This window comes from Streptomyces sp. CLV115, from assembly GCF_038448545.1.
GTDB classification, from domain to species: Bacteria; Actinomycetota; Actinomycetes; order Streptomycetales; family Streptomycetaceae; genus Streptomyces; species Streptomyces sanglieri.
The window spans coordinates 13854-39593 of record NZ_JBCEWQ010000032.1 but is presented as its reverse complement, the minus strand read 5'-3'; the positions used below and the strand labels follow the sequence as shown (position 1 = coordinate 39593).

Annotated in this window: 20 protein-coding genes; 12 read left to right on the top strand and 8 right to left on the bottom strand. The window is 71.2% G+C overall.

Annotation, left to right across the window (positions count from 1 at the left end):
- Positions 1-117: 117 nt before the first annotated feature.
- Positions 118-957 carry a polyphosphate kinase 2 gene (gene ppk2 / locus AADR41_RS14335; RefSeq protein ID WP_342281765.1) on the bottom strand — a complete coding sequence of 280 codons (840 nt, stop codon included), beginning with the start codon at positions 955-957 and terminating at the stop codon, positions 118-120.
- Positions 958-1286: 329 nt separating this feature from the next.
- Here ppk2 and AADR41_RS14330 point away from each other — a divergent pair, with 329 nt between their 5' ends.
- On the top strand, positions 1287-1961 hold the full coding sequence (locus tag AADR41_RS14330; protein ID WP_342281764.1) for a CBS domain-containing protein: 675 nt from the start codon (positions 1287-1289) through the stop codon (positions 1959-1961).
- On the opposite strand, the gene AADR41_RS14325 is transcribed toward AADR41_RS14330, so the two are convergent.
- Entirely contained in the window at positions 1952-2824 is an 873-nt protein-coding gene (locus AADR41_RS14325) for a universal stress protein (protein WP_342281763.1), read from the bottom strand. The genes AADR41_RS14330 and AADR41_RS14325 overlap by 10 nt on opposite strands.
- 956 nt (positions 2825-3780) lie before the next feature.
- Here AADR41_RS14325 and AADR41_RS14320 point away from each other — a divergent pair.
- Positions 3781-4569, top strand: coding sequence for an SAM-dependent methyltransferase (locus tag AADR41_RS14320; RefSeq protein ID WP_342281762.1), 789 nt, complete (start codon positions 3781-3783; stop codon positions 4567-4569).
- Between the two features lie 594 nt (positions 4570-5163).
- Here the strand turns inward: AADR41_RS14320 and AADR41_RS14315 are convergent.
- A complete protein-coding gene (locus AADR41_RS14315) occupies positions 5164-5595 on the bottom strand; it encodes a hypothetical protein (RefSeq protein WP_342281761.1) in 432 nt (143 codons plus the stop codon).
- Between the two features lie 282 nt (positions 5596-5877).
- Between AADR41_RS14315 and AADR41_RS14310 the strand changes: the two genes are divergently transcribed.
- From AADR41_RS14310 to lysA, 4 genes are all read left to right on the top strand, one after another.
- Positions 5878-7323, top strand: a complete 1446-nt coding sequence (locus tag AADR41_RS14310; protein WP_342281760.1) for a serine/threonine-protein kinase — start codon at positions 5878-5880, stop codon at positions 7321-7323.
- Between the two features lie 83 nt (positions 7324-7406).
- The gene (locus AADR41_RS14305) at positions 7407-7943 is read left to right on the top strand and encodes a DUF7822 domain-containing protein (protein WP_342281759.1); all 537 of its coding nucleotides are present in this window, start codon (positions 7407-7409) and stop codon (positions 7941-7943) included.
- Positions 7944-8245: 302 nt separating this feature from the next.
- A complete protein-coding gene (locus AADR41_RS14300) occupies positions 8246-8638 on the top strand; it encodes an SAV_915 family protein (protein ID WP_342281758.1) in 393 nt (130 codons plus the stop codon).
- 11 nt (positions 8639-8649) lie between these two features.
- Positions 8650-10023 carry a diaminopimelate decarboxylase gene (gene lysA, locus AADR41_RS14295; protein ID WP_446751038.1) on the top strand — a complete coding sequence of 458 codons (1374 nt, stop codon included), beginning with the start codon at positions 8650-8652 and terminating at the stop codon, positions 10021-10023.
- Positions 10024-10148: 125 nt separating this feature from the next.
- On the opposite strand, the gene AADR41_RS14290 is transcribed toward lysA, so the two are convergent.
- On the bottom strand, positions 10149-14378 hold the full coding sequence (locus AADR41_RS14290) for a S8 family serine peptidase (RefSeq protein ID WP_342281756.1): 4230 nt from the start codon (positions 14376-14378) through the stop codon (positions 10149-10151).
- A gap of 91 nt (positions 14379-14469) precedes the next feature.
- On the opposite strand from AADR41_RS14290, the gene AADR41_RS14285 reads away from it, so the two are divergent.
- Both AADR41_RS14285 and AADR41_RS14280 read left to right on the top strand, forming a co-directional pair.
- Positions 14470-15432, top strand: a complete 963-nt coding sequence (locus tag AADR41_RS14285) for a helix-turn-helix transcriptional regulator (RefSeq protein WP_342281755.1) — start codon at positions 14470-14472, stop codon at positions 15430-15432.
- 62 nt (positions 15433-15494) lie between these two features.
- Positions 15495-17525 carry a prolyl oligopeptidase family serine peptidase gene (locus AADR41_RS14280; RefSeq protein ID WP_342281754.1) on the top strand — a complete coding sequence of 677 codons (2031 nt, stop codon included), beginning with the start codon at positions 15495-15497 and terminating at the stop codon, positions 17523-17525.
- Between the two features lie 127 nt (positions 17526-17652).
- Here AADR41_RS14280 and AADR41_RS14275 read toward each other — a convergent pair whose 3' ends face one another.
- Positions 17653-18642: a CehA/McbA family metallohydrolase gene (locus tag AADR41_RS14275; protein ID WP_342281753.1), complete on the bottom strand. Its 990-nt coding sequence runs from the start codon at positions 18640-18642 to the stop codon at positions 17653-17655.
- Positions 18643-18749: 107 nt separating this feature from the next.
- On the opposite strand from AADR41_RS14275, the gene AADR41_RS14270 reads away from it, so the two are divergent.
- Complete coding sequence (locus tag AADR41_RS14270) at positions 18750-20138, top strand: MFS transporter (RefSeq protein WP_342281752.1); 1389 nt, start codon at positions 18750-18752, stop codon at positions 20136-20138.
- 183 nt (positions 20139-20321) lie between these two features.
- Here the strand turns inward: AADR41_RS14270 and AADR41_RS14265 are convergent, their stop codons facing one another.
- Positions 20322-20822, bottom strand: coding sequence for a nucleoside deaminase (locus tag AADR41_RS14265; protein WP_342281751.1), 501 nt, complete (start codon positions 20820-20822; stop codon positions 20322-20324).
- Between the two features lie 244 nt (positions 20823-21066).
- On the opposite strand from AADR41_RS14265, the gene cynR reads away from it, so the two are divergent.
- Entirely contained in the window at positions 21067-21975 is a 909-nt protein-coding gene (cynR, locus tag AADR41_RS14260) for a transcriptional regulator CynR (protein ID WP_342281750.1), read from the top strand.
- Between the two features lie 61 nt (positions 21976-22036).
- A complete protein-coding gene (locus AADR41_RS14255; RefSeq protein WP_342281749.1) occupies positions 22037-22684 on the top strand; it encodes a GntR family transcriptional regulator in 648 nt (215 codons plus the stop codon).
- A gap of 94 nt (positions 22685-22778) precedes the next feature.
- Here AADR41_RS14255 and AADR41_RS14250 read toward each other — a convergent pair whose 3' ends face one another.
- Together AADR41_RS14250 and AADR41_RS14245 are read right to left on the bottom strand one after the other, a co-directional pair.
- Positions 22779-23519, bottom strand: a complete 741-nt coding sequence (locus AADR41_RS14250; RefSeq protein WP_342281748.1) for an ankyrin repeat domain-containing protein — start codon at positions 23517-23519, stop codon at positions 22779-22781.
- 288 nt (positions 23520-23807) lie between these two features.
- Positions 23808-25052, bottom strand: coding sequence for an MFS transporter (locus AADR41_RS14245; RefSeq protein ID WP_342281747.1), 1245 nt, complete (start codon positions 25050-25052; stop codon positions 23808-23810).
- A gap of 159 nt (positions 25053-25211) precedes the next feature.
- Here AADR41_RS14245 and AADR41_RS14240 point away from each other — a divergent pair, with 159 nt between their 5' ends.
- Positions 25212-25730: a DUF402 domain-containing protein gene (locus AADR41_RS14240; RefSeq protein ID WP_342281746.1), complete on the top strand. Its 519-nt coding sequence runs from the start codon at positions 25212-25214 to the stop codon at positions 25728-25730.
- Positions 25731-25740 lie beyond the last annotated feature (10 nt).

Genomic DNA, 25740 nt, shown 5'->3' with positions numbered 1-25740 from the left:
ATCGACGTCGGAGCGCATCGCCGCCGGGGCCGCCCCGGACTCCGGCACGGCCGGGTTGCCTGTGCTCTGTTCCGCCGCGCCGGCCGCCCGGTGACCGTCATACCTCTCGTGCCCTGATCAGATGCCCTTCCCGTCTCGTCTCCCCAGCATTGAAGCGTGGTCGGGGACGTATGTCTGAAGGTCCTTGGGCGGTCGCTGGTACCCGGTGGACGCAGGCCTCGGGGGCAGTTCGATCACCGGTGGATCGACCGTCTCGTACGGCACGGTCGACAGGAGATGGGCGATCATGTTCAGCCGGGCCCGGCGCTTGTCGTCGCTCCCGACGACGTACCACGGAGCCTCCGAGATGTCGGTGTGGACGAACATCTCGTCCTTCGCCCGCGAATATGCCTCCCAGCGGGTGATCGACTCCAGGTCCATCGGGGACAGCTTCCACCGGCGGGTGGGATCCCGCAGCCTGCGCCGGAACCGCTCCTCCTGCACCGCGTCACTGACCGAGAACCAGTACTTCCGCAGCAGAATGCCGTCCTCCACCAGCATGCGCTCGAAGATCGGGCACTGGCGAAGGAAGCGCTGGTGTTCCTCCATGGTGCAGAAACCCATCACGCGCTCGACGCCGGCGCGGTTGTACCAGCTCCGGTCGAGCAGAACCACTTCCCCCGGGGCCGGAAGATGCTCGACATAGCGCTGGAAATACCACTGGCCGCGCTCGCGCTCGGTGGGCCGTGGCAGCGCGACAATCCGTGCCACCCGGGGACTGAGGTGTTCGGCGACGCGCTTGATCGTGCTGCCCTTGCCCGCCGCGTCACGTCCCTCGAACACCACGACGAGCCGTGCGCCTTCGGCGCGTACCCACTCCTGGAGCTTCACGAGCTCGGTCTGGAGCCGGTAGAGCTCCCGCTCGTACAGCGAACGCGGCAGCTTCCCCGGCCCACCCGGACTCTTCTCGTCAGACATGGCACGACGTTAAGGAAGAGACGGCGATCCGGCCACACGTGGATGCTGGTTGCGGTGGCCGGACTGTCGACGGCAGGGCGATCGCCGGGGTGGGCTCGCATGGTCGTCACCGTTCCGCTGTACTCGGACTGCCACGCACGGCGTGCCGTCGTACGAGGAGGAAAGCACAATGCCGTGGGGCCGAGCGGGACGTTCGTCGGGGACCACCGGCCCCGAGGGCGAGCCCCGGTCGGCTCAACCGTGGGCGTCCGGTTCCTGGTCCGCTCGACACATGACCACTTCCGAACGCATGACCACTTCTGACCAGCACTACTTGAAAGGCGAGTCACATGCACCACCGAACCGTTGCAGAGCTCATGACCCGAGACGTTGTCCGGGCACGGCGTGACCTGCCGTTCAAGGAGATCGTCAGACTGCTGGCGGAGAACGATGTCACCGCGATGCCCGTGGTGGACGAACTGGACCGGCCCATGGGCGTGGTGTCCGAGGCCGACCTGCTGCGCAAGTCCGCCGACCTGACCGATCCGACCGGCCGGACACCCATTCCGCACCTGGAGGCGTGGGAGCGGGCCAAGGCCGAGGGGGCCAGGGCCGAGGAACTGATGTCGGCTCCCGCGGTGTGCGCGCGTCCGGATTGGACCGTGGTCGAGGCTGCCCGCCTCATGGAAGTGCAGGACGTGAAACGGCTGCCTGTCGTGGACGAGACGGACAAGCTGCTGGGCATCGTCAGCCGCAGGGACCTGCTACGGGTCTTCCTCCGCCACGATGACGCCATCCGGGAGGAAATCACCCGTGATGTGCTGCAGCAGACGCTGGGCCTCGCTCCCTCGGCGGTGACGGCCGAGGTCCGGCAGGGAGAGGTGACACTCGAAGGATCCGTCGAGTTCCAGAGCCTGATTCCCATCATCGAGCGGCTGTGCAGGAGCGTCGACGGCGTGGTGTCCGTCGCCGAACACCTGGCCCACCGGGTCGGCGACGTACCGAGTGCACCACCTCAGCCATGAGGGACGACGGCGACGGGGCAGCGCGCGTGATGAATGGCGGCCTGGGCGACCGGGCCCAGGTGCGACAGGGCGGGGCGATTCCTGCGTCGGCCGACTGCAAGCAGACCGGCTCCTCGGGCGGCCCGCACGACAGCCTTGGCAGGGGCTTCGAGAGCGATGCTGTCGCTCACCTCGACGCGCGGGAACTTGTCACGCCAGGGGAGGAGGATCTGGTGGACACGCTTCTGCGCGTCCCGGGTGATCTCTTCCGAAACGTCGTGATCCACGCCCCAGGGCGCGTATGCGACCAGTGGCAGACTCTGGCCGTGGACCACACGAAGGGCCACGCCTCGCGCTGCGGCGGTACCGAAAGCGAATTCGAGTAGGTCGTCGCAGGGGCCGTGCAGTTTCAGTGCCACGACGACGCCGCCTTCCGCCACTGGAGCGGGTTGTGACCCTTGCTCGCTCGCTTCGGCGCGCACCAGGACCACCGGCACGTCGGCCCGTGCCACGACAGACATGCTGATGTCTCCGAGGAAATAGCTCTCGACGGGCACCAGGCCGCGCGAACCGAGCACGATCATCGCTGACTCCGACGCCGCTCGCAGCAGCGCGTGTTGGGCGTCGTCGGCAATCAGGCTGCCGACGACGGGAAGGCCTGGGTGGCGTGTCTGGAGCTCCGCCCGCGCCTTGTGCACGATCCGCCTCGCCCAGTAGTTCTGATCCATCTCAGCGGGAACGCGGGTCGGCTCCGGCGCCAGCAGAGGCCACGCGTGCAGCAGACGCAGCGGGAGCCTGCGCCGCTCGGCCTCATCGGCGGCCCACCGGGCAGCGGCAAGGCTCTCGGGTGAGCCGTCGAGGCCTACGGTGACGACTGTCTCCATGGCGACTGCCTCCGTCTCGCAAGGCTCGTAAGAGTTGGAATGACAGCAAGCGGGTCCGCACGCCCGGCCCATTGCGCCCGGGTGTCCTTGTCCGCGCCGAGTCGGACGAGGGCGGAAGGGAATCGATTGTGCGAACATCTACGCCGACGCGCCGACAGCGGCTTCTCCTCATTCGAGGAGTACCGCATATCTCCTGGTGTCGCATGCGGACCCCGATGCGGTGGGACTCGTAGGGGTACAGAGCCCGCACAAGGAGGGAGAGCGGAGGTCATTCCCCAGGTGGTGCATACCGCCGGGTTGCGGGGCGCTCCCTGAAGGGGCGAACGAGCCGTATGGGGTACCGGCCCCTCCGGCACGCTCTTGCGCCTGCACCGGCCCGCCCCGGAAACCAGCCCGTCGCCGGGCAACTCGGCCGTACCCTCCGTAACTTCATGAATCCGGACAGCCGCAAGAGCCACCCGCCCAACGAGCGCACCGGCTCACATCGGCCCTCGACGACCTCGCTTCGTCCTGCCGTCGGGCCTTGTCCACGAAGACGCACATCCCGGAAACTGCCTCCGGAACGGCGGCCACGCGCCTCTCGGGGGCCGGGAGGAGGAGGCCGTCGCGCCTCGGGTACACAAATCATGAACTGGCCGGGCCTGCCCACACCCACGCACATCCGTGATATCTACATGCTCAGTTCGTATGTTCGTCGAGCCGGGACGGGAGGCCCAGCCGCAGCCAACGAACTCGCTCGGAGAGCAGGCTGCCCCTACGGGGCGACGACCGGGGCAACTTGGGCCGCGGCCTGAGAGACTTCCGTATCAACAGGCTGCACAGCCGCTGCGATCCGGCGGAGCCCCCGGGCGGGCAACCTGCGCCGGCGCTTCGTCACGCGGCCGACGACACCGCACGACCCGGCGCACCTGCGCCGGCACAGATCCGCGACATGCATGGAAGAAGCAAGGTCTCACATGAATACGAACCCTGATCTCGAAGTCCAGATCCGCAGTGGCGTACCCCACTCGGCCCGAGTCTGGAACTACTGGATCGGAGGCAAGGACCACTACCCCGTCGACCAGGAGCTGGGAGACCAGGTCATCGCGACCTATCCCCAGACACGAGACCTCGCCCGGGCTTCGCGGGCCTTCCAGGCCCGTGCCGTGCGGTACCTGGCAGGCGAAGCAGGAATTACCCAGTTCCTCGACATCGGGACCGGTCTCCCCGTACAGAACAGCACCCACGAGGTCGCGCAGAGCATCGAACCGGAAGCGCGCATCGTCTACGTCGACAACGACCCCCTGGTCCTGGCCCACGCCCGCGCTCTCCTCACGAGCGCTCCGGAAGGCGTGACGAACTACGTGCACGCGAACATGGTGGACGCCGAAAAGGTGCTCCAGGAGGCCGCGCAGACCCTCGACATGACACAGCCGATAGCCGTCATGGTGCTGTCCACGCTGGGGCACGTCGATCCCCAGTCCGGCATCGACCTCATGCGGCGCTACATGGCCGGCACCGTGGCCGGCAGTCATCTGGTGCTCTGCGACACGGTCGCCACGCCGCAGACGCTGGCCGCACAGGAGGCGTACGCCTCGGGGGACACCCCGCCCTATCTCGTGCGCCGGCCCGAGGAGATCCTCGCGAGCGCCGACGGCATGGAACTGATCACCCCGGGATTCGGGTCCATCTCCCTGTGGCGTCCGAGCCCGGAGGAAGAAGTGGCTGAGCCCGTCGACCAGTGGGGCTTCGTCGCCCGCAAGTGATGTCCGGCCCCATCCCCGGTCCGGGGCACGGGACGGACACCACGGACCGACCGGGTCCTGATGAACCGAATTCCGTAGCCGGGGCCAGGGCGACGGGGAGTCTTCGGCCGGTACGACGATCTCTTCTGCACCCGCAGACAAGTCCGAGAGAGCAGCTTTCCCATGTTTCAAGACACTCCGATCTTCAACCTCCTTGTGCAGGAAAAAGGCAATGTTCCAGATGATGTCCGTGGAACGGCCCAGCGGATCGAACGAGACCTGCAACAGGTCATACCGTCGATACAGCCTCCCGTGAACGCTGGTGCGGCCCAGCACGGGCACGCCTTCCAACTGGGCATCTGACTGCATGACAGCAGGCCTCGGTGCCGAGGACGAAGCCCATCGCCGGGCGCTCCTTCAGCCGACGGCAGACCGGCCACGGAGGGCGTCGCCGACCGCCCCGGTGGATCGATCACGGGGCGGGCGGACAGGAGCCCCGGGCTGAGGCGTTGCTCTCCCCGCCCGGGGCTCCCGGAGCCCGGTCCTGGAGCCCGGTCCCGGAGCCGGAGTCGGAGGCTGCCGTGGCCCGCGCGGTCGGGTCGCCTTCGCGGACGTTCAACGTGGCGCGGCTCCGGGCCCGCCGAACCACGCCCGGGTTTCCGGCTGGTTGGGCCGGACGAGGGCGAGGATCGCGGGCACCAGCCATGCGATCCCGAGGATGGGCATCACCTCGTAGAACACCACGGTGAAGGGCAGCGCCGTCCAGCCGTAGACGAAGGCCGAGGTCCGCAGCGCAGGGTTGCGGGTGGGGAACTTGACGGCGGTGGCGATGCCCCAGGCCGCGACGGCCAGCACCAGGATCCCGGCGAAGACAACCTGCCCCGAATGCTCCTCGCCCGCCGTCCGGCTCCACGGATTCGGCTCGCCCTCGCCCCAGATCGACGTGGCGATCTCCACGCTGTTGCTCACCAGGGCGAGCCCGAGGACGGCCTGCATGCCACCGAGGACCATCATCAGCACCCGTAACTTCCGTACCGGGTCGGGCATGGGGACCCCGGAGGGAACGGGGGGACCTCCCGGCCCCCAGGGCCGCCCCCGCCCCGGGCCGTCACCGCCGGCCGGACGGGGATTGCCGTGGGCCCGGCTGCGCTCCTCGTGCCGCCCGTTCCCGGGTCCGTTCGGATCATCGGATTCCATCTTGGCTTCCTCCCTGACAGGCGTGACGCGCCCGGGCCATACTGCGGTTGCGCGGATCGGATGTCGAGCCCGCGGACGGTGGAACGGAACAGGTGGAGAGACCATGGCTTTCGTCGGTCCCGAGGGGGTGCCGTGGTCGGGGAACACATCGGTCCGTACGTGATCGTGCGCGAGCTGGGCAGCGGGGGCATGGGCTCCGTCTATCTGGGCCGCTCCCGCGCCGGTCGGGCGGTCGCCATCAAGGTGATCAGGGCGCAGTACGCGGCGGACCCGGAGTTCAGGAGACGTTTCCGCAGAGAGGTCGAGGCCGCCGGCAAGGTGGGCGGCTTCCACACGGCGGCGGTCGTCGACGCCGACGCGGACGCCCCGCAGCCGTGGATGGCCAGCGCCTACATCGAGGGCCCGACACTGGCCGAGGAGATCGCCCGGCACGGCTCGCTGGACGAGCGGCGGCTCTGGGCACTGGCCGCCGCGCTCGCGGAGGCGCTGCAAGCCATTCACGCCTGCGGCCTGGTCCACCGTGACCTCAAGCCGGGCAACATCGTCCTGGCCGAGGACGGGCCCCGGGTACTGGACTTCGGCATCGCCCGCGCCGTGGAGGGCACCCGGCTGACTGCCGACCGGGCGGCCATCGGCACGCCCGGGTTCATCGCGCCCGAGCAGGCCCAGGGGCTCGAAGTCAGCGGCGCGTGCGACATGTTCGCGCTGGGTGCGGTGCTGGTCGCGGCGGCGGGCGGCAGCGCGTTCGGGGAGGGACAGGTCTACGGACTGCTGTACCGGGCGGTCCACGAGGACGCGGACGTCTCCGCGATCCCCGCGGATCTGCGGCCCCTGGTCGTCGCCTGCCTCCGGAAAGAACCCGGACTGCGGCCCACCCCCGAGGAGTTGCTGGTCGCCTGCGCCAGCCGGATCGACCTGACCGTCGTGGCACCCGGCGAACCCGCGCCCGCCCCACCGCGGCCGACGCCGCCCACAGCGCCCCGGCCCCGCCCGGCCACTCCGCCCGCGGCACCGGGGCAGGCCGCACTGCGCCGCCGCCCCGCAGCGCGCCCCGGATCCGAGCCGATCGCCTCCTACCTCCGCAACCGGCGGAGCCGCGGAACACAGATCCTGCGGAACGTGCTGATCACCCTCGCGTTCGCCGGAATCGCGGCGAGCGGTGACCTGCTCCACCTCGCCGAGGGACTGAGGGTACTGTCCGGATTCATCGCGTTCCTGATGCTGCTGAGGCTCTTCGGCCTGCTCGGCCAGAACGACGGACTCGTGGTGAACGACCTCGGCATCGGCGTCGGATCCGCCATGAACCTGGCGGTGCTGCGCTGGTCCGATGCCGAGTCGGTCGAGCTCGGGGTGCAGGAGACGGGGGACACCGTGCTCACGGTGCGGATGCCGGAGAGCCACCGGCTGCCCGTCGCCTTCCTGAAACCGCGGTGGGTACGCAGGAGCAAGGACGGAGCCATCCACATCCGGACCGCCCGGCTGGCTCCCGGTGCCGGCACGGCGCCGCTCGCCGACACCGTCCGCTCCTTCGCCGCTCGCCACGACGTCCCCGTCACCGAGACCCGCGACGATTCCTGACGGCCCACCAGGTAGTCGCGCCGGGCCGGGGCGCGCCGCTCACTGGAACCGGGCTGTCAGTGGCGGAAGTTAGGGTCACCACCATGGCCAACCGTTCATACCTCTATTCGGCGAGCACACCGCCGACCGCGGAAAAGAACCCGGAGAGGATCCGGTGCGTCTCCGAGCACAACTGGAGCATTCCGCTGGCGCACAAGCTGCTCGTCGGGCGCGGGACGGACACAGTCCCGTCCATGATCTGGAACAGGCGTATCGGCATCGCCGCGGACTTCTCCGGTGGCGCCACCCTGCTCGGCGATCTCCTGCGCGTGGTCGGGCAAGGGCTTGCGGACGACCGTGAATTCGCCGAGTGCGTCGCGAGGACCACAGCCCATCTGGACAAGCAGAGCGACACCTACTTCGTGCTGGAGACGGGGGAGATGGTGTCGCTCGGCGACGAGGATCCCGAAGAGGCGGTGCGGTACCTGGTCTCGCACGACATCCCTGACGCCGTGGCCCGCGCCGAGGCGGCGATCGCCGGGGAGGACGACGCATGGCTCGCGTCCGTCCGGGCCGACTGGCAGGACCACTTCGCCTCGTTCTACAGCGACGCGCTCTACTTCTCGTTCCCCGGCGAGTAGCGCAGGCGGGACGACCGAGGGCCCGGCCGGGCCGGGCTCTCGGCCTCCTCTCAGCCGGTGACGAGGAGACGGGCCCGGTAACCAACGCCGTGCTGGACGCGACCTGCGGCAGCCTGATCCAGAACGTGCACAACGATGGGTGATCTTCCCCGTCGTCAATTGCGCGTCAAAGGTCCGACCCGCGGGATCAAGGAGCCGCCAAGGGTGACGTCCGGCCCCGTGGGAGCGGGCATAGCGTCGTTGCATGCCGTCCCGGATCGTGATCGGTCCGGGGCGATGTACCCGTCTCCACGAGGAGTGCCATGAACGACAGCCGGCCAGCCGAGGACCCCGACCCCCTTCGACCGAGCCGGACCGGAGCGCTGTACGTTCCGGTCCGGCCCGGGCCCGCGGGCCACTGCGCCCGCCTCTTCCGTACGCCCCTCGGTGTGCGTACCGCCGTCGCCTTCACCCACGAGCGGCGGCTGACCCTCACCCTCGGACCGCACCAGCCCTGGATCCGCCTCTCCGAGCCGGCGGTACGCGCCCTCGTCGCGCCGTTGGGGATCGTCGGCCTCGTCGTCGACCCACTGCTCGCCGTACCGGGGCCCGGTGCCACCGCCCCCGTCGTGAATCCCGCCCGGCGCACGGCACCCGCGCCACCACGCGACCGGCGGACGGCCGTCGTGCCCTGCGGCAACCTCCTGATCGGCTGAGGGGAATCACCATGGCCACAACGCTCCCCGGACAGCCGTCTTCGGCACCGGCCGTGCCTCACCCGGCCCCCGTGCCTTCGGGCAGCACCGCGAGCCTGTCCGTCTGGCCCGCATCGGCCCGGCTCACCGCCCACGGCGACGTCGCGGTGGGCGGAGTCTCGCTCGTCGAGGCGGCCGAACGGTTCGGCACACCGGTCTACCTGCTCGACGAGGACGAAGTGCGGGAACGCTGCCGCACCTATCTGCGGTCCTTCCCGGACACCGATGTCCTGTACGCGGCCAAGGCGTTCCTCTGCCGCGCCCTGCTGCACTGGGTACGGGACGAGGGTCTCGGCCTGGATGTCTGCTCCGCGGGCGAGCTGGAGTTCGCCGTGACGGCCGGCTTCCCACCCGAACGCATCGTGCTGCACGGCAACGCCAAGAGCCCGGAAGACCTGGAGGCCGCGCTGCGCCTGGGTGTCGGACGGATCGTCATCGACAGCGCGTGGGAGATCGCCCGGCTGTCCGCGCTCATCCCGGACGGCGCCCGGCAGAAGGTCCTGGTGCGCGTGGTTCCGGGGGTGAGCGCGGGTGGCCACGCCGCGATCCGCACCGGCACGGAGCACCAGAAGTTCGGGCTGTCGATCACCGACGGCAGCGCCCGGCACGCGGTCGCCCGGATTCTCGACCAGCCACGGCTCGAACTCGTGGGCCTGCACTGCCACATCGGCTCGCAGATCACCACGGCCAAGCCCTATCTGACCGCGCTGCGAAGGGTCGTCGGGCTGCTCGCCCAGATCCGGCAGCAGCACGGGATCGCCCTGCCCGAACTGGACCTCGGCGGCGGGCACGCCGTCGCCTACCGGCCGGGGGAGGCCGCCCTCGACATTCCGTCCCTCGGCGCCCGGATCCACCGCGAACTGGCCGTGAACTGCGCCGCGGCGGGCATCCCCGTGCCCCGGCTCACCGTCGAGCCCGGCCGTGCGCTGGTCGGGCCGGCGGGCGTGGCGCTCTACCGGGTGCTCGCGGTGAAGCAGACCGGCGACCGCACCTTCGTGGCCGTGGACGGCGGCATGAGTGACAATCCACGGCCCGCCCTGTACGGCGTACGCTACGCACCCCGGCTCATCGGCCGGCGCCCGACGGCCGGTCCCCGCACCGCGACCGTCGTCGGCCGGCACTGCGAGGCGGGCGATGTGCTCGCCGCCGATGTGCCCATGCCGGGCGACATCCGTCCCGGGGACCTGGTGGCCGTGCCGGTCGCGGGCGCGTACCACCTCTCCATGGCGTCCAGTTACAACGCCGTCGGCCGCCCGCCGGTGGTCGCCGTCGCGGACGGCCGGGCACGGCTGCTGGTCCGGCGCGAGTCCCTCGCCGACATCAACGGCCGCGACATCGGTCTCTGAGTGGTGGTCATCTCCCGGACACGCGCCGGAAGGACCCGGTCGCGCGCTACTCGTCACCCGTGACGAATCGGGAGCGCGGGACCGCGGGCGGCGGGAGTGAGCCGCCGCCCGCGATCCCCTGCTGATCAGCGGCGCAGGCCGAGACGGTGTACGCCGCCGTCGACGGTGCCGACGTAGAGCGTGCGGCCGTCGGGGCTCGCGGCGAGCTTCGTCGTATCGGTGTTCTGCAGGCCGGTGGAGATGTTGTGCCAGCTCCGGCCGCGGTCGGTGCTGCGCAGCACACCGCGGCCGCCCTGCAGGAGACCACTGGCCCTGGAGCTGGTGGTGGCCGCGTAGTACGTGTCCCCGACCCGGAGCAGGTCGGAGACATGGATCGCGAGCGCCCCGGTGTCCGCGGTGCGGAAGGTCCGGCCGCCGTCGGTGCTGACGCGGACGTCCTCACCGCCGACGACGAGCCGCCGGCCGTCGAGATCGATCGCGGTCACCGGGCCGTCGGCGACCTTGGTGACGGTCACACCGCCGTCGTCCGAGCGGTAGAGCCCGGACCTGTTGCCCAGCCACAGGCGCAGCGGATCGGCGGGATCGCCCACGACGGTGTCGAAGGAGCGCTCGTGGTACAGGTTCTTCCACGTCGCGCCGCCGTCGCTGGTGGCGAACAGCCCCTGGCCCAACAGGCTCTGGAAGCTGACCATCACCCGGTTCGGGTCGGCGGGGTGGACCAGGAGCGCCGTCGGCACCTCGGCCGAAGTGCCCCGCTTCTTCCAGGTGGCACCGCCGTCGGCGCTCCGCTCCACGGTGAACGCGCCGAACCCGGTCCGCCGGACCTTCCAGACCACCTTCGGCTCCTTGGCCGAAGTGGCGAGCTGCGGGACGGTGACACCGCGCATGCCCTCGCCGCCCGAGCGGCCCCACTCCGGGCCCGCCACGGGAAGGGCGGTGCGGTGGACCGCACTGTCGGTGGCGGCGAGCAGATGACCGTCACTGACCGCGAGATCGAAGACCGTCTGTCCCTGGACGCCGATGCGCCGGTAGCCGGTGCCGTCCGGGGCGCCCCGGTAGATCCCGTCCTGCTCACTGGAGACGGTGACCGAACCGTCGGCCCAGCGGTCGTAGTCCAGCGGCACCGCCGCACGCGACGGCGTGGCCACCGTGGTCCACGTCCGCCCGTGGTCGCGGCTGAGCCGGCCGCTGCCGGACAGTGTGCGCAGGTACAGATCGCCGCCCGACACGGTCAGGCCGAGGCCGCCTTCCGCCAAGGGCAGCAGGGTGGCCCAGGTCTTCCCGCCGTCGTGGGACCCGACGACTCCGGTGCCCGTCACGTACACCGCCAGGACCGAGGAATCGGCGGCCAGGCCGCCGACGTGCTCACCGGACGAGCCGTACAGAAGGCGCGCCTCACCGGGGTTGCCCGAGCCGATGCCGGAGCGGGTCCAGACGCCGTCGTTCGTCGTCATGTAGAGGGTGTCACCGGTGATCGCGGCGGCGGTGACGGCACCGGTGACGCCGGTCGGGTACGTCGTCCAGTGATCGCCCGCGTCCGTGCTGACCAGCAGCGCGTCCGAGGTCACCGCGACCAGGGTGCGGGTGTGCTCATCGGCGGTGAACGCGGTGATGCGGGTGTCCGGGACGTCGAGCGTGCGCCAGGTCCGGCCGTTGTCGTCGGTGCGCAGCACGGTGCCCCGGCGGCTGAGGTCGTGGACGCTGTTCACGGAGTACCACCAGCGGTCGGGGTTCTCCGCGTCCACCACGAGCTGCCCCGTGCCGTCCGCGACCGGCAGCCGTCCCAACTGCCGCCAGGAGGCCCCGCTGTCGGTGGTCAGCCAGGGAGCCGCCTTCTGGTACTCGGTCAGGACGGCCTGCTTCGGCCGGCCCGGCGAGAGGGTGAGGGAGCCGGCCTCCCCGTTGGGGCCCACCGGCTGCCAGCGGTCGCCGCGGCTGTCGACCGGGGTGACCTCGAAGGCACTGGAGCCGATCAGCCGCTGCCCGGTGGCTGCGGTGCCGCGCACCGAGACCCGGTACGCGCCGGCCGCCCTGCCGGTCACCTTCGCCCGGTAGTAGCCGGTCGCGGGATCCAGCGTGGCGGCGATGTCGGTGGACCGGCCGCGAGGCGGGGTGACGGTGACGACCGGCGGTGCGGCCAGCCGGGTCGGCGGGGCGATGTGCACGGTCGAGTGACCGTCGCTCGGGTCGGGCGCCGCCTGGACCGCCAGATGCCGGACGGCGAGCAGGTACGGCACCCGGATCGCGGGGCCCCGGTCGGGGGTCGCCGTGACGCGGCCGCCGATCTCGGTGTCCGTGTCCGGCCTGGCGACGCGCAGCGAGACCGTGACGGTCGCGGTCCGCCCGGCCGGTACGGTGATCCGCCTCGGCGAGACCGTAGCCGGACCGTCGGTGCGCAGCGAGGCCGTCACCGGCCGCCTGCCGGAGTTGTGCAGCGTCACCTTCGCGGTGCCGCCGGCCTTCCGCCCGGACAGGTCGGCGAGCCCGAAGGACACCGAAGCAGGTGCGGCGGCGAGCGTGGCCGAGGCGGCCGCGGCCACATCGAGCCGGCCCGAGCCCTGCGTCGTGGGCCCGCTGCCGCTCAGCGGCTCGGCGGTGCCGACCAGCGCGGCCTTGATCCCGGCGGGCGTACGGCCGGGATGCAGCTGGCGCAGCAGGGCCGCGGCGCCCGCCACGTGCGGGGCCGCCATCGACGTACCCGACATGCGGTACTCGCCGGGCCCGTACAGCGACTTGGCCATCGTGGAGCGGATCTCCACCCCCGGCGCCACCAGATCGGGCTTCAAACCGAACGCCGGGGAGGGGCCGCGTGAGGAGAACGAGGCGATCCGGTCGGTGGTGTCGGTGCCGCGCAGCGTCACGGAGACCTTCCCGGCGGCGAGCCTGGAGGTCAACTCCGTGTACTGGGTCGAGTCGATGCCCATGACCACCAGGCGGTCCATCCGCAGCGAGTCGCCGGAGGCGTCGATCCGTGCGGGCGAGGACGGCACCTGCACCACTCCCGGCTCGGGGCGCACCTCCGGTGGCCGGGCCTCTCCCGCCGCTCCGGCGGCGAACACCGGGCCGTCGTTGCCGGGCAGTCCGGCCAGTACGCCGATCGCGCCGCGCCGTTCCGCCTCCTGCGCCCACTCCAACGCGTCCGCCGTCAGGTACTGGGCGTCCGCGGCGACGAGCATCCGGGCCCGTACGACCTTTCCGCGTACGTCGCCGACCCGCTCCCAGTCCTCGGGGGTGCCTTCGCCGACGTCGACGAGCGGCGCCGTGACGGGGCGCTCGGGCGGGTTCGCGGACAGGATGCCGCGGTAGCTCTGGATCAACTCCGGTTTCTTGCCCGCCAGGTACGCGCTGGGCAGCCGCACATTGCTCGTCGACGCGCCGACCGCGATCACACCGTCGGCCGTCGCGGGGCTGCTGACCGTACCCGCGCCCGGTCCGTCGTTGCCGGCCGCGGCCACCACGACCACTCCGGCCCGGACGGCCGCGGTGGCGGCGCGGCCCAGCGGGTCGGTGCCGTCGCCGGGGCCGCCGAGGCTCAGGTTGATGACGTCGGCCCGGTGCGGATTGGCCGGATCGGAGGCCGCTTCGATCCCGGCGATGATGTCGGAGGTGTAGCCCGAGCCGTCGGCGTCCATCACCTTGTAGGCCAGCAGATCCGCGCCCGGGGCCACGCCCGTGGTGCCGCCCTTCGTGGCGGCGCGGGCCGCCACGATCCCGGCGACATGGGTGCCGTGGCCGTTGTCGTCCATCGGGTCGTCGTCGCCGTTGACGAAGTCGTACCCGCCGACGACCTTGTGGCCCTTGCCGAGTCCGCCGCCCAGGTCGGGGTGGGTGTAGTCGATGCCGCTGTCCAGGATCGCGACGGTGGTGCCCGTCCCGTTCACATGGTTCCTGCCGGAGTCCTTGCGCTGCCAGACGGCGGGCGCGCCGATCAGCGGCACGCTCACGTCCGTCTTGGTCAGTACCCGGGTGTCGGGGCGGACGGAGGTGACGCCGGGCAGCGCGGACAGCCGCCCCACCTCGGACGCGGGCACCGTCATGGCCACGGCGTCGACGAGCAGCCCGAGCCTGCGGGTCGCCGAAGGGTGCAGCCCGGCGCGCTTCGCCGAGCCGAGGAACGTCTGCTGCCGTGCGTCGAGCGCGCGGCGGGCGGCGCCGACGTCGTCGGCGGCTTCGGCGGACCGCAGCGAACCACCGGGCGCGGCGGTGACCGCGGGCCTCCCGGACAGTTCGACGATCACTCGTTGCGAGGGGTCGGGCGTGGACGCGTCGGCGGCACCGGGCGTCGCCGCCAGCGTGCCGGCGAGAACGGCGGCGGCGAGAGCGGCATGACGAGATCTTCGTGACTTCATTGCCATGCGTAAAGGTCCTAGTGGTGCGGGCACTTGCCGCACAATGGATCTTCGCGGCCCATTGCTGCCGCTGGCACAACTGGGCCACCATCCGTCCATGACTTCCGAGACACCGCGACTCACTGCGGCAGGCATCGACCCGTTCGACGAGAGCGTCTACCGAGCGGTCCTGACCCGGCGGACGGCCGCCCCCGCCGAACTCACCGCGGACCTCGGCTGTTCGGCCGAGCGCGTCGCCAGGGCGCTGGACCGGCTCCGCGACCACGGGCTGGTCGGCCGGCTCGCCGGCACCCGCCGCCGGTACGCCGCGATCGAGCCGGGGGCCGCCGTCGAGGCACTGGTACGGGCCAGGAGCAACGAGCTGGAACGGGTCCGTGCCTCGGCCGACGAGCTGTCCCGGCTGTTCGCCGCAGCGCGTACCGGTGCCACGGACGAGGACGAGGTGGAGATCACCACCGGCAGCGAGGCGCTCGGCCGGTGGTTCGTCCGGCTTCAGCAGGAGGCCCACGAGGACGTGATGACCCTGGACCGGCCGCCGTACGCCCTGACCACCTCCAACCCCGTGGAGGCGACGGCGATGGGCCGCGGCGTGCGCTACCGCGCGGTCTACGCCCCCGAGGCCCTGGAATGGCCGGGCGTCCTCGACGACATCCGCGAACTGGTCCGGCACGGCGAGCAGGCCCGCGTCATGCCCGGCCTGCGCATCAAACTCGCCATCGCCGACCGCAGACTCGCCCTGATGCCGCTCTCTCTCGACCTCGACGACGTCCGAGCCGCGGTGATCCGCCCGTCCGCCCTGCTCGACGCCCTCACCAACTACTGGGAGATGTGCTGGAAGCAGGCGCTGCCGCTCGACGCCCCCGCCGAGGACCCGCTCGGCGAGGAGGACCGGCGCGTACTCACCCTCCTGGTCAGCGGCCTCAAGGACGAGGCGATAGCCCGTCAGCTCGGCTGGTCCGTACGCACCATGCGCCGCCGCATCAGCCGCCTCCACGAGCTGCTCGGCGCCGCCAACCGCTTCCAGGCCGGTGTGATCGCCGCCCGCCGCGGCTGGCTCTGAGCCCGCACGCCCGGACGTCGAACGTGTGGATGTGTTCTCCGTACGCGGGCAGTGGCTGCACAATGCGACTCGTGACTGATGAAGATCCGTACCTGTGGCTGGAAGACCTCGACGGCGAGGCCGCGCTGCGCTGGGTGGCCGAGCGGAACGCCGAGACGGCGGCGGCACTGGCCGCCGATGCCGGGTTCCCCGTCCTGAAGGAGCGCCTGCGGGAGGTGCTGGACGCCTCGGACCGCATCCCCTACACCGTCCGGCGCGGCGCGTTCCTCTACAACTTCTGGCAGGACGCCGAGCAGGTGCGCGGCGTGTGGCGGCGTACGACACCGGAGCAGTACCGCAAGGACTCGCCCGACTGGGAGGTCCTCCTCGACATCGACGCGCTCGCCGCGGCGGAGGACGAGAAATGGGTGTGGGCCGGTGCGCAGGTGCGCCGCCCCGACCACGACCGGGCACTGGTGTGTCTGTCGCGCGACGGCGGGGACGCCGTCGTGGTCCGCGAGTTCGACCTCGCCACCGGGACCTTCGTCGACGACGGGTTCCGGGTGGGGGAGGCGAAGACACGGATCGGCTGGATCGACGCCGACACCGTCTTCGTCGGCACGGACCTCGGTCCCGGCTCGCTGACCGACGCCGGCTATCCGCGCACGGTACGCAGTTGGCGCCGCGGCACGCCCCTGGAAGAGTCCGTCCTGGTCTTCGAGGCCGGGAAGGGCGATGTGGCGGCCTGGGGCCTGCACGACGCCACACCCGGGTTCGAGCGGGACTTCGTCTGCCGTTGGCTGGACTTCTTCCGCAGCGAGAAGTACCTCCTGGCTCCGGACGCCTCGCTCGTCAGGATCGACGTCCCCGACGACGCCAACGCCTACGCCCACCGCCGGCATCTGATCGTCGCCCTGAAGTCCGACTGGCTCGGACAGCCGGCGGGCTCCCTGCTCGCTTTCGACTTCGACGCCTTCCTGGCGGGCGACCGCACCGCAGAGGTGCTGTTCACCCCGGACGAGCGGACGGCCCTGGCCGGACACTCCTGGACCCGCCACCATCTGATCCTGGAGACGATGCGCGACGTCAGCACCCGCATCGAGGTCCTCACCCCCACCCCCGGCGGCGGATGGACACGCAAGCCGCTGACGGACGTCCCGGCGCTGTCCCGCGTCACGGTCGTCGACACCGACCCCGACGTCTCCGACGAGTACTTCCTGGACGTGTCCGGGTTCCTCCAGCCGCCCGCCCTCCACCACGGGCGGATCGGCGCCGAGTCCGAGATCCTCAAACAGAGCCCGGCCCGCTTCGACACGGCGGGACTGGCCGTGGAACAGCACTTCGCCACCTCCCGGGACGGCACCCGGGTGCCCTACTTCGTGATCGGCCCCGGCCGTGCCCCCGGCGCCGGCCCCGGCCCCGCGCTGCTCTACGGCTACGGCGGCTTCGAGGTCCCCCTCATCCCCTCCTACGACGCGGTGACCGGCCGGGCGTGGCTGGAGCGCGGCGGCACCTACGTGATCGCGAACATCCGGGGCGGCGGCGAGTACGGACCGGACTGGCACCAGGCCGCGCTGGGCGCGGACCGGCCACGAGCCTTCGAGGACTTCGCGGCCGTCGCCGGCGACCTCGTGACGCGGGGCATCACCACCCCGGCCATGCTGGGCGCCGCGGGAGGAAGCAACGGCGGCCTGCTCATGGGCGCGATGCTCACCCGCTACCCGCACCTGTTCGGTGCGATCGTGGCCCAGGTTCCGCTGCTGGACATGCTCCGCTTCCACCGGCTCCTGGCCGGAGCCTCCTGGACCGCCGAGTACGGCAACCCGGACAACGAGGCCGACCGCCCGCACCTGCGCGAGCTGTCCCCGTACCACCGGATCACCGCGGACCGGACCTACCCGCCGGTGCTGCTGACCACCTCCACCCGTGACGACCGGGTCCACCCCGGCCACGCCCGCAAGGCGGCCGCACGGCTGCGTGAACTCGGCCACCCGGTCCTGTTCCATGAGAACACCGGCGGCGGACACGCGGGCGCCAGCGACAACGAACAGTCCGCCCACAACGAGGCCCTGATGCACACCTTCCTCCGGCAGAACCTGGCACCGGAGGCGTAGCAGGAGACCTGGCCCGGTCAGGCCCGCCCGGGCCCGTTCAGGCCGGGGCGGGCCTGCTCGGGTCCGTTCAGGCCGGGGCGGGCCAGGTCGGGGCAGGCCTGCTCGGGTCCGGTCAGGTCCGGTCCGTTCAGGCCAGGACGATCGGATTGCCGAGCGCCGCCATGCGCCCGTCGGGACGGCGCACCTCGATACGGACGAACGCCGAGTCGGCCGTGCCGGTGCGCCACTCCACGGTGCCCGCTCCCGATTCGGGCAACGCCGCGCCGTGTGCCCTGCCCTGCTCGGTGTGGAAGCCGACCGTGCCCGAGGGCACACCGCGTACGTCCACCCGCACCACGACCGGAGCGTCACCCGCCTTCAGCCGCTCACCGATTCCGGCGCTCCGTCCGCCGGCCGAGGCCGTGCACGACAACTCCACAGCGGCAGTTTCGGCGATCCAGCTCCGGCCGGCCCGGATCCCGGCGAGGATCGCGCCGGCGCTCAGCTCCTCCGCCAGCACGACGGTGTGCGGGACGGCGAGCTGGCCCGCCAGATGCGTGTCGCTGTTGCCCATCGCCGGGCGCCACCAACCCCGGTGGACGTCCGCGGCCAGGCCGCGTCCCCACTCGGCCAGGGCCGCCTCGTTGTCGGCGTTCCAGGGCGCGTCCGAGCTCCACGCCCCGTTCCACACCTCGACCACGTCGAACCCCTCATACGGATACATGAAAGTGCCCGAGGCGTACGGTGCGTGCGGATGGGCCGCCACGCACAGCCCGCCGGCTCGGCGCACCTCTTCGAGACTGCCGTCGATCCGCCCGTTCCGCAGGCCGTACCGCCAGTCGACCACCTGCCCGGGGCGGAGGCCGAGCGCGAGCCAGTGCCCGGTCCGGGTGGTGACCTCCTCGCCGAGGATCACCAGCAGATCGTCGCCCGCGGGCCGGTTCCAGACGCCGTGTGCCGCGGCGGTGTTGTGTTCGGTGGTCGCCAGGAAGTCGAGCCCCGCCGCCCGGGCACCGGCCGCGAGCTGCTCCGGTGTCAGCTCGCCGTCCGAGTGCACCGAATGCACATGACAGTCGCCTCGGTACCAACCGCGTCCCCGGCCGGTCACCCGTGTCGGCGGGGCCTCAGGCTCAGACATCCGTTCCTCCTGTCCGCGTCGAGTTTTCCGTATCCCATAATCCTTTTGAAGTCCGGGCTGGATTGCCTTGATCGAGGCAGTACACGAGTTCTTCTTTGCTGGATGGGGTGGAATGGGGGGTATTTGGTATACAAAAACTCCATGCCCCGTTCCGTTTTGCCGCACAGCCCGCCGTCGCCTTCGGAGGACTGCTGCTGCTCGCAGGGCGGCTCGCCGACCACCTGGGCCACAAGCGGGTGTTCACCGCCGGTCTGCTCGGATTCGCGGTCGCCTCCGCCGCGGCGGGCGCGGCACCCACCGCGCGGTTCCTGTTCGCGGCCCGCGCCGTCGAGGGCGCCTTCGCCGCGCTGCTGGCCGCAGCCGCCCTCGCGCTCGTCGCGACCACCTTCACCGAATCTTGCGAGCGACGCCGTGCCATCGCCGTCTTCGGTGCCCTCGGAGGGGCGGGAGCATCCCTGGGTGTCGTGCTGGGCGGGGCGCTCACCCAATGGTTCGGGTGGCGCTGGTGCCTGCTGGTCAATGTGCCGATCGCCCTCACCGCCCTCGTCGGCACCGTCTGGATGCCCGCCGATCACTCGCGGCGCCGCCACGGCTGCATCGACATCGCGGGAGCCGTACTGGGCTGCGGCGGCCTTACGGCCGTGGTGTACGGATGCAGCCGGGCCGAGGCGCACGGCTGGTCGGCCCCCTCCGTGCTGGGCACCCTCGTCGGCGGCGCCGCACTGCTCATGGTCTTCGCCCACTGGCAGACCCGGGCCGCGGCGCCCCTGCTGCCGCCGCGGCTGATGCGTGACGGCCGCAGGGTGGCTTCGCTGGTGGCCGGGGCGGCCCTCATGATGGGACAGCTGTCCGTGTCGCTGTTCCTCACCTACTACCTGCAGACCGTCCTGGACTGGTCCGCGCTGGCCAGTGGCCTCGGCTTCCTGCCGATCAGCCTTGTCACCACCGCCACGGCCACCCAGATCGGCACCCGGCTGCTGCCCCGGTTCGGCCCCCGGGTGATGATGACGGCGGGCCTGTCCGTGTCGGCCTGCGGTCTGCTCCAACTCGCCCTCCTGACACCGGACTCCGGCTATGCGGCGAACGTCCTGCCCGCGCTGGTCACCTTCGGCGTCAGGAATGGCGCCGGCTTCCTCGCCATCATGACCGGGGCGACCGCCGATGTCCCCGCACAGGACGCCGGAATCGCCTCCGCCTCGGTCAACTCCGCCCAGCAGGTCGGCGGTTCCATCGGGTCCGTCGTGTTCAACACCGTCGCGGCGAGCGCCGCGACCGCATTTCACGGCAGCGGGCGCACAGCCACATTGCACGGCTTCACCACCGCCGTCCGGTACCCCCTGGCCGCTCTGCTGCTCGCGGCCGTCGTGACCGCCGCCCTCGCCCGCAAGCGCGAGCGACCCACCGCGCCGAAGCCCGATGACCCCACCGCGCCGAAGCCCGATGGCCCCACGGACAGCAGGGTCATGGATGTCGGCAGTGCAGTCCATGGGAAGTGAGGCCCGCACTCCATCGGCGGGGTCGGTGCAGGTGCGGGACCGGGGGTACTGGCGGCCGGGGACCACGGCCGGCCCGCTGCGGCTCATCGCCATGTGCGGGAGCGGTGAAAGCACTCCCGCACATGGCGGACGAACGCCGCGTCCGGCGCCCGGGGGTTGTCGGGCGGGCCGGCCGGGAGGGGGTTACGCGGCTGTCGGTGCGCCGGGGACGCGGCGGTTGCCGCCGTTGTGCTGCTGCCACAGCCGGTACACATCGACGGCGGCTTCGTACGGCTCGTGACGCATGGGCAGGCGGCGCTCGGTGTAGTCCTTGGCGAACTCGCCGTAGAAGGTGTCGAGTTCGAAGTACTTGCGGTCGTCCACGTAATGCGGCTCGTAGGCGTCGCGGGTGGTGAGGAAGACGACCTCGTCGGGGGAGCAGTAGTACAGCGATCCCAGGCACATCGGGCAGGGGTGGGCGAGCACATAGATGGTCGCACCGACCAGGTGCTCGGTGCCCAGCTTCCGGCAGGCGTCGCGGATGGCGAGGATCTCCGCGTGGGCGGTGGGGTCGTTGGTCTGGGCCACCTTGTTGGGGCTCTCGGCGAGGATCTCGCCGTCCTTGACGATGACGGTGGCGAAGGGGCGTCCGCCCTCCTCCACATTCTTGCGGGCGATGTCGATGGTGCGCTGGGCGAAGTCCATGGCGGGCCTCCGGTGTGGGGTGGTGGGTGTTGTGAGGTGTTGTGTTTGGGGCCGGTGGGCCGACGGGTCGGTGAGTTCCACCCTGCATGAGCGCCAGTCATAGTGTCCAAGTCTTGGTATCCATGATTTGTATAGACAAGAGCAATGGTCAGGACTTGGTCGCTGAGGTGCTCCGTGACCAGGGCGCCATAGGTGTCACGGTGCATGTGCGGGGAAGTCGATTGAGTTTCTCTATACTTCGGGCATGGGTCCGGAACTACGTCACCTCCGCTATCTGATCGCGGTGGCCGAGCACGGCAACTTCACGCGCGCCGCCGAAGAACTGCACATCTCACAGCCGACGCTCTCGCAGCAGATCAAGCAACTGGAGCGCGTCGTCGGTGTGCAACTGCTCGACCGCGGTGGCCGTGGCGTCCGCCCCACCGATGCGGGCGAGGCCTATGTGCACTTCGCGCGGCGGGCGCTGCGGGAGCTGGCCGCCGCCGACCGTGCCGTACTCGATGTCGCCGACCTCTCCCGGGGGCATCTGCGCCTCGCGGTGACGCCGACCTTCACCGCGTACCTCGTCGGACCACTGGTGGAGGCGCTGCACACGCACCATCCCGGCATCACGCTGGATCTGCGGGAGATGACACAGGACCGCATCGAAGCGAGCCTGCTGGCCGACGACCTCGACCTCGGAATCGCCTTCGCGGGCGCCCATCTGCCGGGCATCACCGCGACCGCACTGTTCACCGAGACCCTGGGCCTGGTCGTCACCACGGACCGTGCCCGGGACCGGGGAGACCGGCCGCTGCCGGTACGTGACCTGGCGGACCAGCAACTCGCGCTGCTCAGCAGCGACTTCGCCACCCGGATGCACATCGACGGCTACTTCGCCACACATCGCGTCAGCCCGCCGATCGCCGTGGAGGCCAACACCATCCAGGCCCTCACGGAGATCGTCCGGCGCACCGGGCTGCTGGCCACCGTGCTGCCCGACGCGGTCACGGACGACCACCCGCATCTCAGCCCCATTCCCATCGACCCTCCGCTGCCCGCCCGTGTCGCCACACTGCTGCACCGGGAGAGCGCCTACGAGAGCGCCGCCGCACGTGCCTTCACCCGGCTGGCCCGCGACCTGGTCGACGCACGCGGCTACGCGCCCGCCTGAGCACCCCGTCCCGTGGCCGGGGTACCGAATACTTACGTCGAGTGATGAGAGAATTGAGGACATGACAGGGTCTGGGGAGTTCGAGCCCGAGTCGGAGCGGGTCACCCGCCTGCTGCGTGACGAGATCATCGACGGTGTGCGTGAACCGGGCAGCAAACTCGTCGAGCGCGAGCTCGCCGCTGAGCTCGGTGTGAGCAGGCTGCCCATCCGGGAGGCCCTGAAAGCACTGGTCACCGAGGGCCTGGTCACGCCGAGGCCGCGTACCTGGGCCGTCGTACGGGAGTTCACGCCGGCGGATGTCGAGGACCTGGACGAGGTCCGCGCGGCACTGGAGACACTGACCTTCCGGCTCGCCGCCCAACGGCGCACCCGTGCGGGGCTCGAAAAGCTGCGCGCGGATCTCGACGCCGAGCTGAAGGCGGCGGAGAAGGGGGACGCCGTACGGGCCCACCGTGCCGCCGCCGACTTCCACGAGACGGTCACCGAGCTGGCCGACAACGAGCTCCTCAACGAGCTCCAGAGCACGCTGCGCAGCAGGATGCGCTGGCTGCTGGGGCAGCACGACGACCTCGGGGGCGTCGCGCAGGAGCACGAAGGGCTGTACCGGGCGATCGCGGAGCGGGACGTCGCCGGCGTCGAACAGCTGGCCGGCAAACACCTGGTGACGGGCCGCAACGCGGCCGCCGCGCGACGCAGGTCCCAGAACTGAGCGCGGCGGTCCGGCGCGGGCGTGACGCCCGGCACCGGGCCGCCCCGCGAGCGCTCAGACGCAGGCCTGGCGGATCACCGGTGTCCGGTCCGCCTCACCCGCCCAGCAGCCGGGCGATCTCGTCGAACCCGCGCTGCTGAGCGTGCCGGAGCGCGGTCGTACCGGTCTTGTCGGCGACGGCCGGATCGGCACCCGCCGCCAGCAGGAGCTTCACGGTCTCCTGGTGGTCCTCTCCGCCGTCGCCGAGGACGACTGCCTCCAGCAGTGCGGTCCAGCCGAGGTCGTTGACGTGGTTCACGTCGACGTCGATGTCCGGGTTGGTGGTCACTTCCCGGACGTAGGCGACATGGCCGTGTTCGCCGGCCGGGATTAGGGAGGTGCCGCCGTACCTGTTGACGACGGTGTAGTCGGGGCCGGCCGCCGCGAGGGTCCGGGCCATGGCCGCGCTGCCGGTCACGCCCGTCACCAGCCACGGTGTGTCGTGCTGCTGGTCCAGCGCATCCGGGTCGGCCCCGGCGTCTACGAGGATCTCGGCGGACTTGACGTGATCACCGGTGGCCGCGAGGAGCAGCGGAGTCCGGCGGTTCTCGTCGCGGGTCTCCAGGTCGGCGCCCCGCTCGATCGCGCCGCGCACCCTGCCGGTGTCACCGGAACGTGCGGCTTCGAGCAGCTCGCGGTCGGCGGCCGAGCGCTTCGTGGACGGGGCGCCGGAACCGGTGACCGAGGGCTTGCGCGCGGCGGCGTCACCGTCGGACTGTGCGCCGCACGCGGTCGCGAGTGCGGCCAGGCCGAAGAGCGGGACGATCAGGAGGGCGGCGCGTCGTGTCGGAGACATGGTTCCTCTCAATCCGTGGGCGCGGGCCCCGGACGGTGCGGGCCCGCACCGTCCATGCTGGCGTGCCCGTCGGCCCATGCCCTCGCTGAACCGGATGGAGATGCGCTGACGTCGGGACGACACCGGGGTCGACCGATCGGCCGATGTGCGGGCCACCTCGCCCATGCGCCGCGAACGCGCGCCCCACCGGCACCTTCGTCACTCTGAACCGGGCGGCACCCGGGCGGCCCGACTCCGCTGCCCGGAAGGCACAGTGGGCCCTGCCGCCCACGGATGCGCGGGTGGCGTTCACAAGAGGCTCGCGGCCTGTTTCCCCGTGTCCAGGGGAGCGTTCTCACGGCGCGGGAGCAGCAGCGGAGTGACGAGGAGGAGGACTCCGGCGGCAGCGATCGCGACACGGGGGCCGGTGACGGCGGCGAGCAGACCCCACCCGGCGGTCATGACGGCGATGGCGGCGCTGCTGCTGATCGACCACGCGGTCAGGGTGCGGGCGACCCGGCCGGGGCCGGTGTGTTCGAGCCGGTAGGTGGACAGCAGCGGGTTGAACAGCGCGCAGCAGGTCACCAGGCCGAACTGCACGACGATGATGAGGACGAGCCCAGAAAGGCCGGGCCGGACGAACGCGAGCCCGAGCGGCCAGCAGGCGCGCAGCGCTCCGGCGATGCGGAGCACCCGGTGCTGCCCGAACCGTGCCGCGAGCGGGCGCGCGAGACGTGAACCGATCAGGCCGCCGACGCAAGGGGCCGCGAACGCGAGACCGTACTGCCAGGGGGAGAACCCGAGTGGGCCGAGCAGGAGCACGGCGAGCAGTGGCTCGGACGCCATGATCAGGCCATTGACCACGATCGAGTTGAAGAGCAGTGGGCGCAGCACGGGATGGCCGAGGATGTGGCGCCAGCCCGCGAGCAGATCGCCCGCCCGCAGGCGGGGTTCGCCGGTCCGCGCGGGACGCGGTTCCGTCCCGCCGATGGCACGGATGCCCAGTGCCGAGAGCAGATGGCTGAATGCGTCGACCACCACGGTCGTCACCGGGCCGAACAGCCCGATCGCAGCCCCGCCGAGCGGTGGTCCCACCGTCGTCGCGGTCCACGTCGTGGACTCGAACCGGCCGTTCGCGACGAGCAGGTGTTCCGCCGGCAGGAGCGTCTTGAGATACGCGCCACTGGCCGCGTTGAAGGCGATGTTGGCCGCGGCGACGACCACGGAGACGACGAGAAGCTGGGCGAAGCCGAGCAGTCCGAACGCGAACGCGGCGGGGACGCTCATCAAGGCCGCGAACCGGGTCAGGTCCATGGCCATCATGACCGGCCGCTTGCGGCGGAACTCCACCCACGGCCCGAGCGGCACCGCGAGCGCCGCCCCCACCGCCCGGCCCGCGGCGGCCAGCACCGCCACCTGGGTCGGCCCGGAGTGCAGTACGAGCACCGCGATCAGGGGCAACGCACCGAACCCGAGCCCGGTGCCGTACGCACTGGCCGCGTACGCCGCCCACAGCCAGCCGAACCGCCGCCCCAGAGCCTGCCTGCCCACCATGCCCGATGCACCTCTCGCCGACTCCGAAACAACCGCGCGCTGAACGTCGGTATCAAAGCGAGCGAGGGACAGCGAGATCAAACAACCGACCTGTCCGGAAAACACAACCGGCGGTTGTGCGGCGGACGGTGCACCACGCGCCGCTGTACTGTCTCGGCCATGAACGCTGCTGGGGTGCTGGTCTCCGTCCGCAAGAACGACGGCAGCCTGCACTGGCACCACTCCGCGGTCCGGCTGGGCGAGGACGACCACGGGGTCTGGCTCGGGGCGCCGGTCGGTACCGTCTACAGCAGAGGCACGGAGGGCCCTGTCTACACGACGCGGGAAGTCAGAGTGATGCTCATTCCCCGCGATGCGTGGTGGACGGGGTTGTTCCAGGAGTCTCCCGCACGGCTGGATGCCTACTGCGATGTGACCACCCCGTCCCAGTGGCTGCATCCCGGCGAGGTCACCATGATCGACCTGGATCTCGATGTCTGCCGCACACGTGACGGGGGAACCGTCTTCGTCGACGACGAGGACGAGTTCGCCGACCACCGGATCCGGTACGGCTACCCGCCCGACGTGATCGCCCGGGCGACAACAACGGCCGAGCAGCTGAGAGCGGCGCTCGCCGAGGACGCCGAGCCCTTCGGCCGCTGCCGTCGGTCATGGCTCGCCAGAATGTCCGCATACTGACCGGCCGTAC

What these genes read in the sequence shown, in the direction of transcription:
- ppk2 (WP_342281765.1), bottom strand. Translation starts at nt 957, where the DNA reads ATGTCTGACGAGAAGAGTCCGGGTGGGCCGGGGAAGCTGCCGCGTTCG.
- AADR41_RS14330 (WP_342281764.1), top strand. Translation starts at nt 1,287, where the DNA reads ATGCACCACCGAACCGTTGCAGAGCTCATGACCCGAGACGTTGTCCGG.
- AADR41_RS14325 (WP_342281763.1), bottom strand. Translation starts at nt 2,824, where the DNA reads ATGGAGACAGTCGTCACCGTAGGCCTCGACGGCTCACCCGAGAGCCTT.
- AADR41_RS14320 (WP_342281762.1), top strand. Translation starts at nt 3,781, where the DNA reads ATGAATACGAACCCTGATCTCGAAGTCCAGATCCGCAGTGGCGTACCC.
- AADR41_RS14315 (WP_342281761.1), bottom strand. Translation starts at nt 5,595, where the DNA reads ATGCCCGACCCGGTACGGAAGTTACGGGTGCTGATGATGGTCCTCGGT.
- AADR41_RS14305 (WP_342281759.1), top strand. Translation starts at nt 7,407, where the DNA reads ATGGCCAACCGTTCATACCTCTATTCGGCGAGCACACCGCCGACCGCG.
- AADR41_RS14300 (WP_342281758.1), top strand. Translation starts at nt 8,246, where the DNA reads ATGAACGACAGCCGGCCAGCCGAGGACCCCGACCCCCTTCGACCGAGC.
- lysA (WP_446751038.1), top strand. Translation starts at nt 8,650, where the DNA reads ATGGCCACAACGCTCCCCGGACAGCCGTCTTCGGCACCGGCCGTGCCT.
- AADR41_RS14290 (WP_342281756.1), bottom strand. Translation starts at nt 14,378, where the DNA reads ATGGCAATGAAGTCACGAAGATCTCGTCATGCCGCTCTCGCCGCCGCC.
- AADR41_RS14285 (WP_342281755.1), top strand. Translation starts at nt 14,470, where the DNA reads ATGACTTCCGAGACACCGCGACTCACTGCGGCAGGCATCGACCCGTTC.
- AADR41_RS14280 (WP_342281754.1), top strand. Translation starts at nt 15,495, where the DNA reads ATGCGACTCGTGACTGATGAAGATCCGTACCTGTGGCTGGAAGACCTC.
- AADR41_RS14275 (WP_342281753.1), bottom strand. Translation starts at nt 18,642, where the DNA reads ATGTCTGAGCCTGAGGCCCCGCCGACACGGGTGACCGGCCGGGGACGC.
- AADR41_RS14265 (WP_342281751.1), bottom strand. Translation starts at nt 20,822, where the DNA reads ATGGACTTCGCCCAGCGCACCATCGACATCGCCCGCAAGAATGTGGAG.
- cynR (WP_342281750.1), top strand. Translation starts at nt 21,067, where the DNA reads ATGGGTCCGGAACTACGTCACCTCCGCTATCTGATCGCGGTGGCCGAG.
- AADR41_RS14255 (WP_342281749.1), top strand. Translation starts at nt 22,037, where the DNA reads ATGACAGGGTCTGGGGAGTTCGAGCCCGAGTCGGAGCGGGTCACCCGC.
- AADR41_RS14250 (WP_342281748.1), bottom strand. Translation starts at nt 23,519, where the DNA reads ATGTCTCCGACACGACGCGCCGCCCTCCTGATCGTCCCGCTCTTCGGC.
- AADR41_RS14245 (WP_342281747.1), bottom strand. Translation starts at nt 25,052, where the DNA reads ATGGTGGGCAGGCAGGCTCTGGGGCGGCGGTTCGGCTGGCTGTGGGCG.
- AADR41_RS14240 (WP_342281746.1), top strand. Translation starts at nt 25,212, where the DNA reads ATGAACGCTGCTGGGGTGCTGGTCTCCGTCCGCAAGAACGACGGCAGC.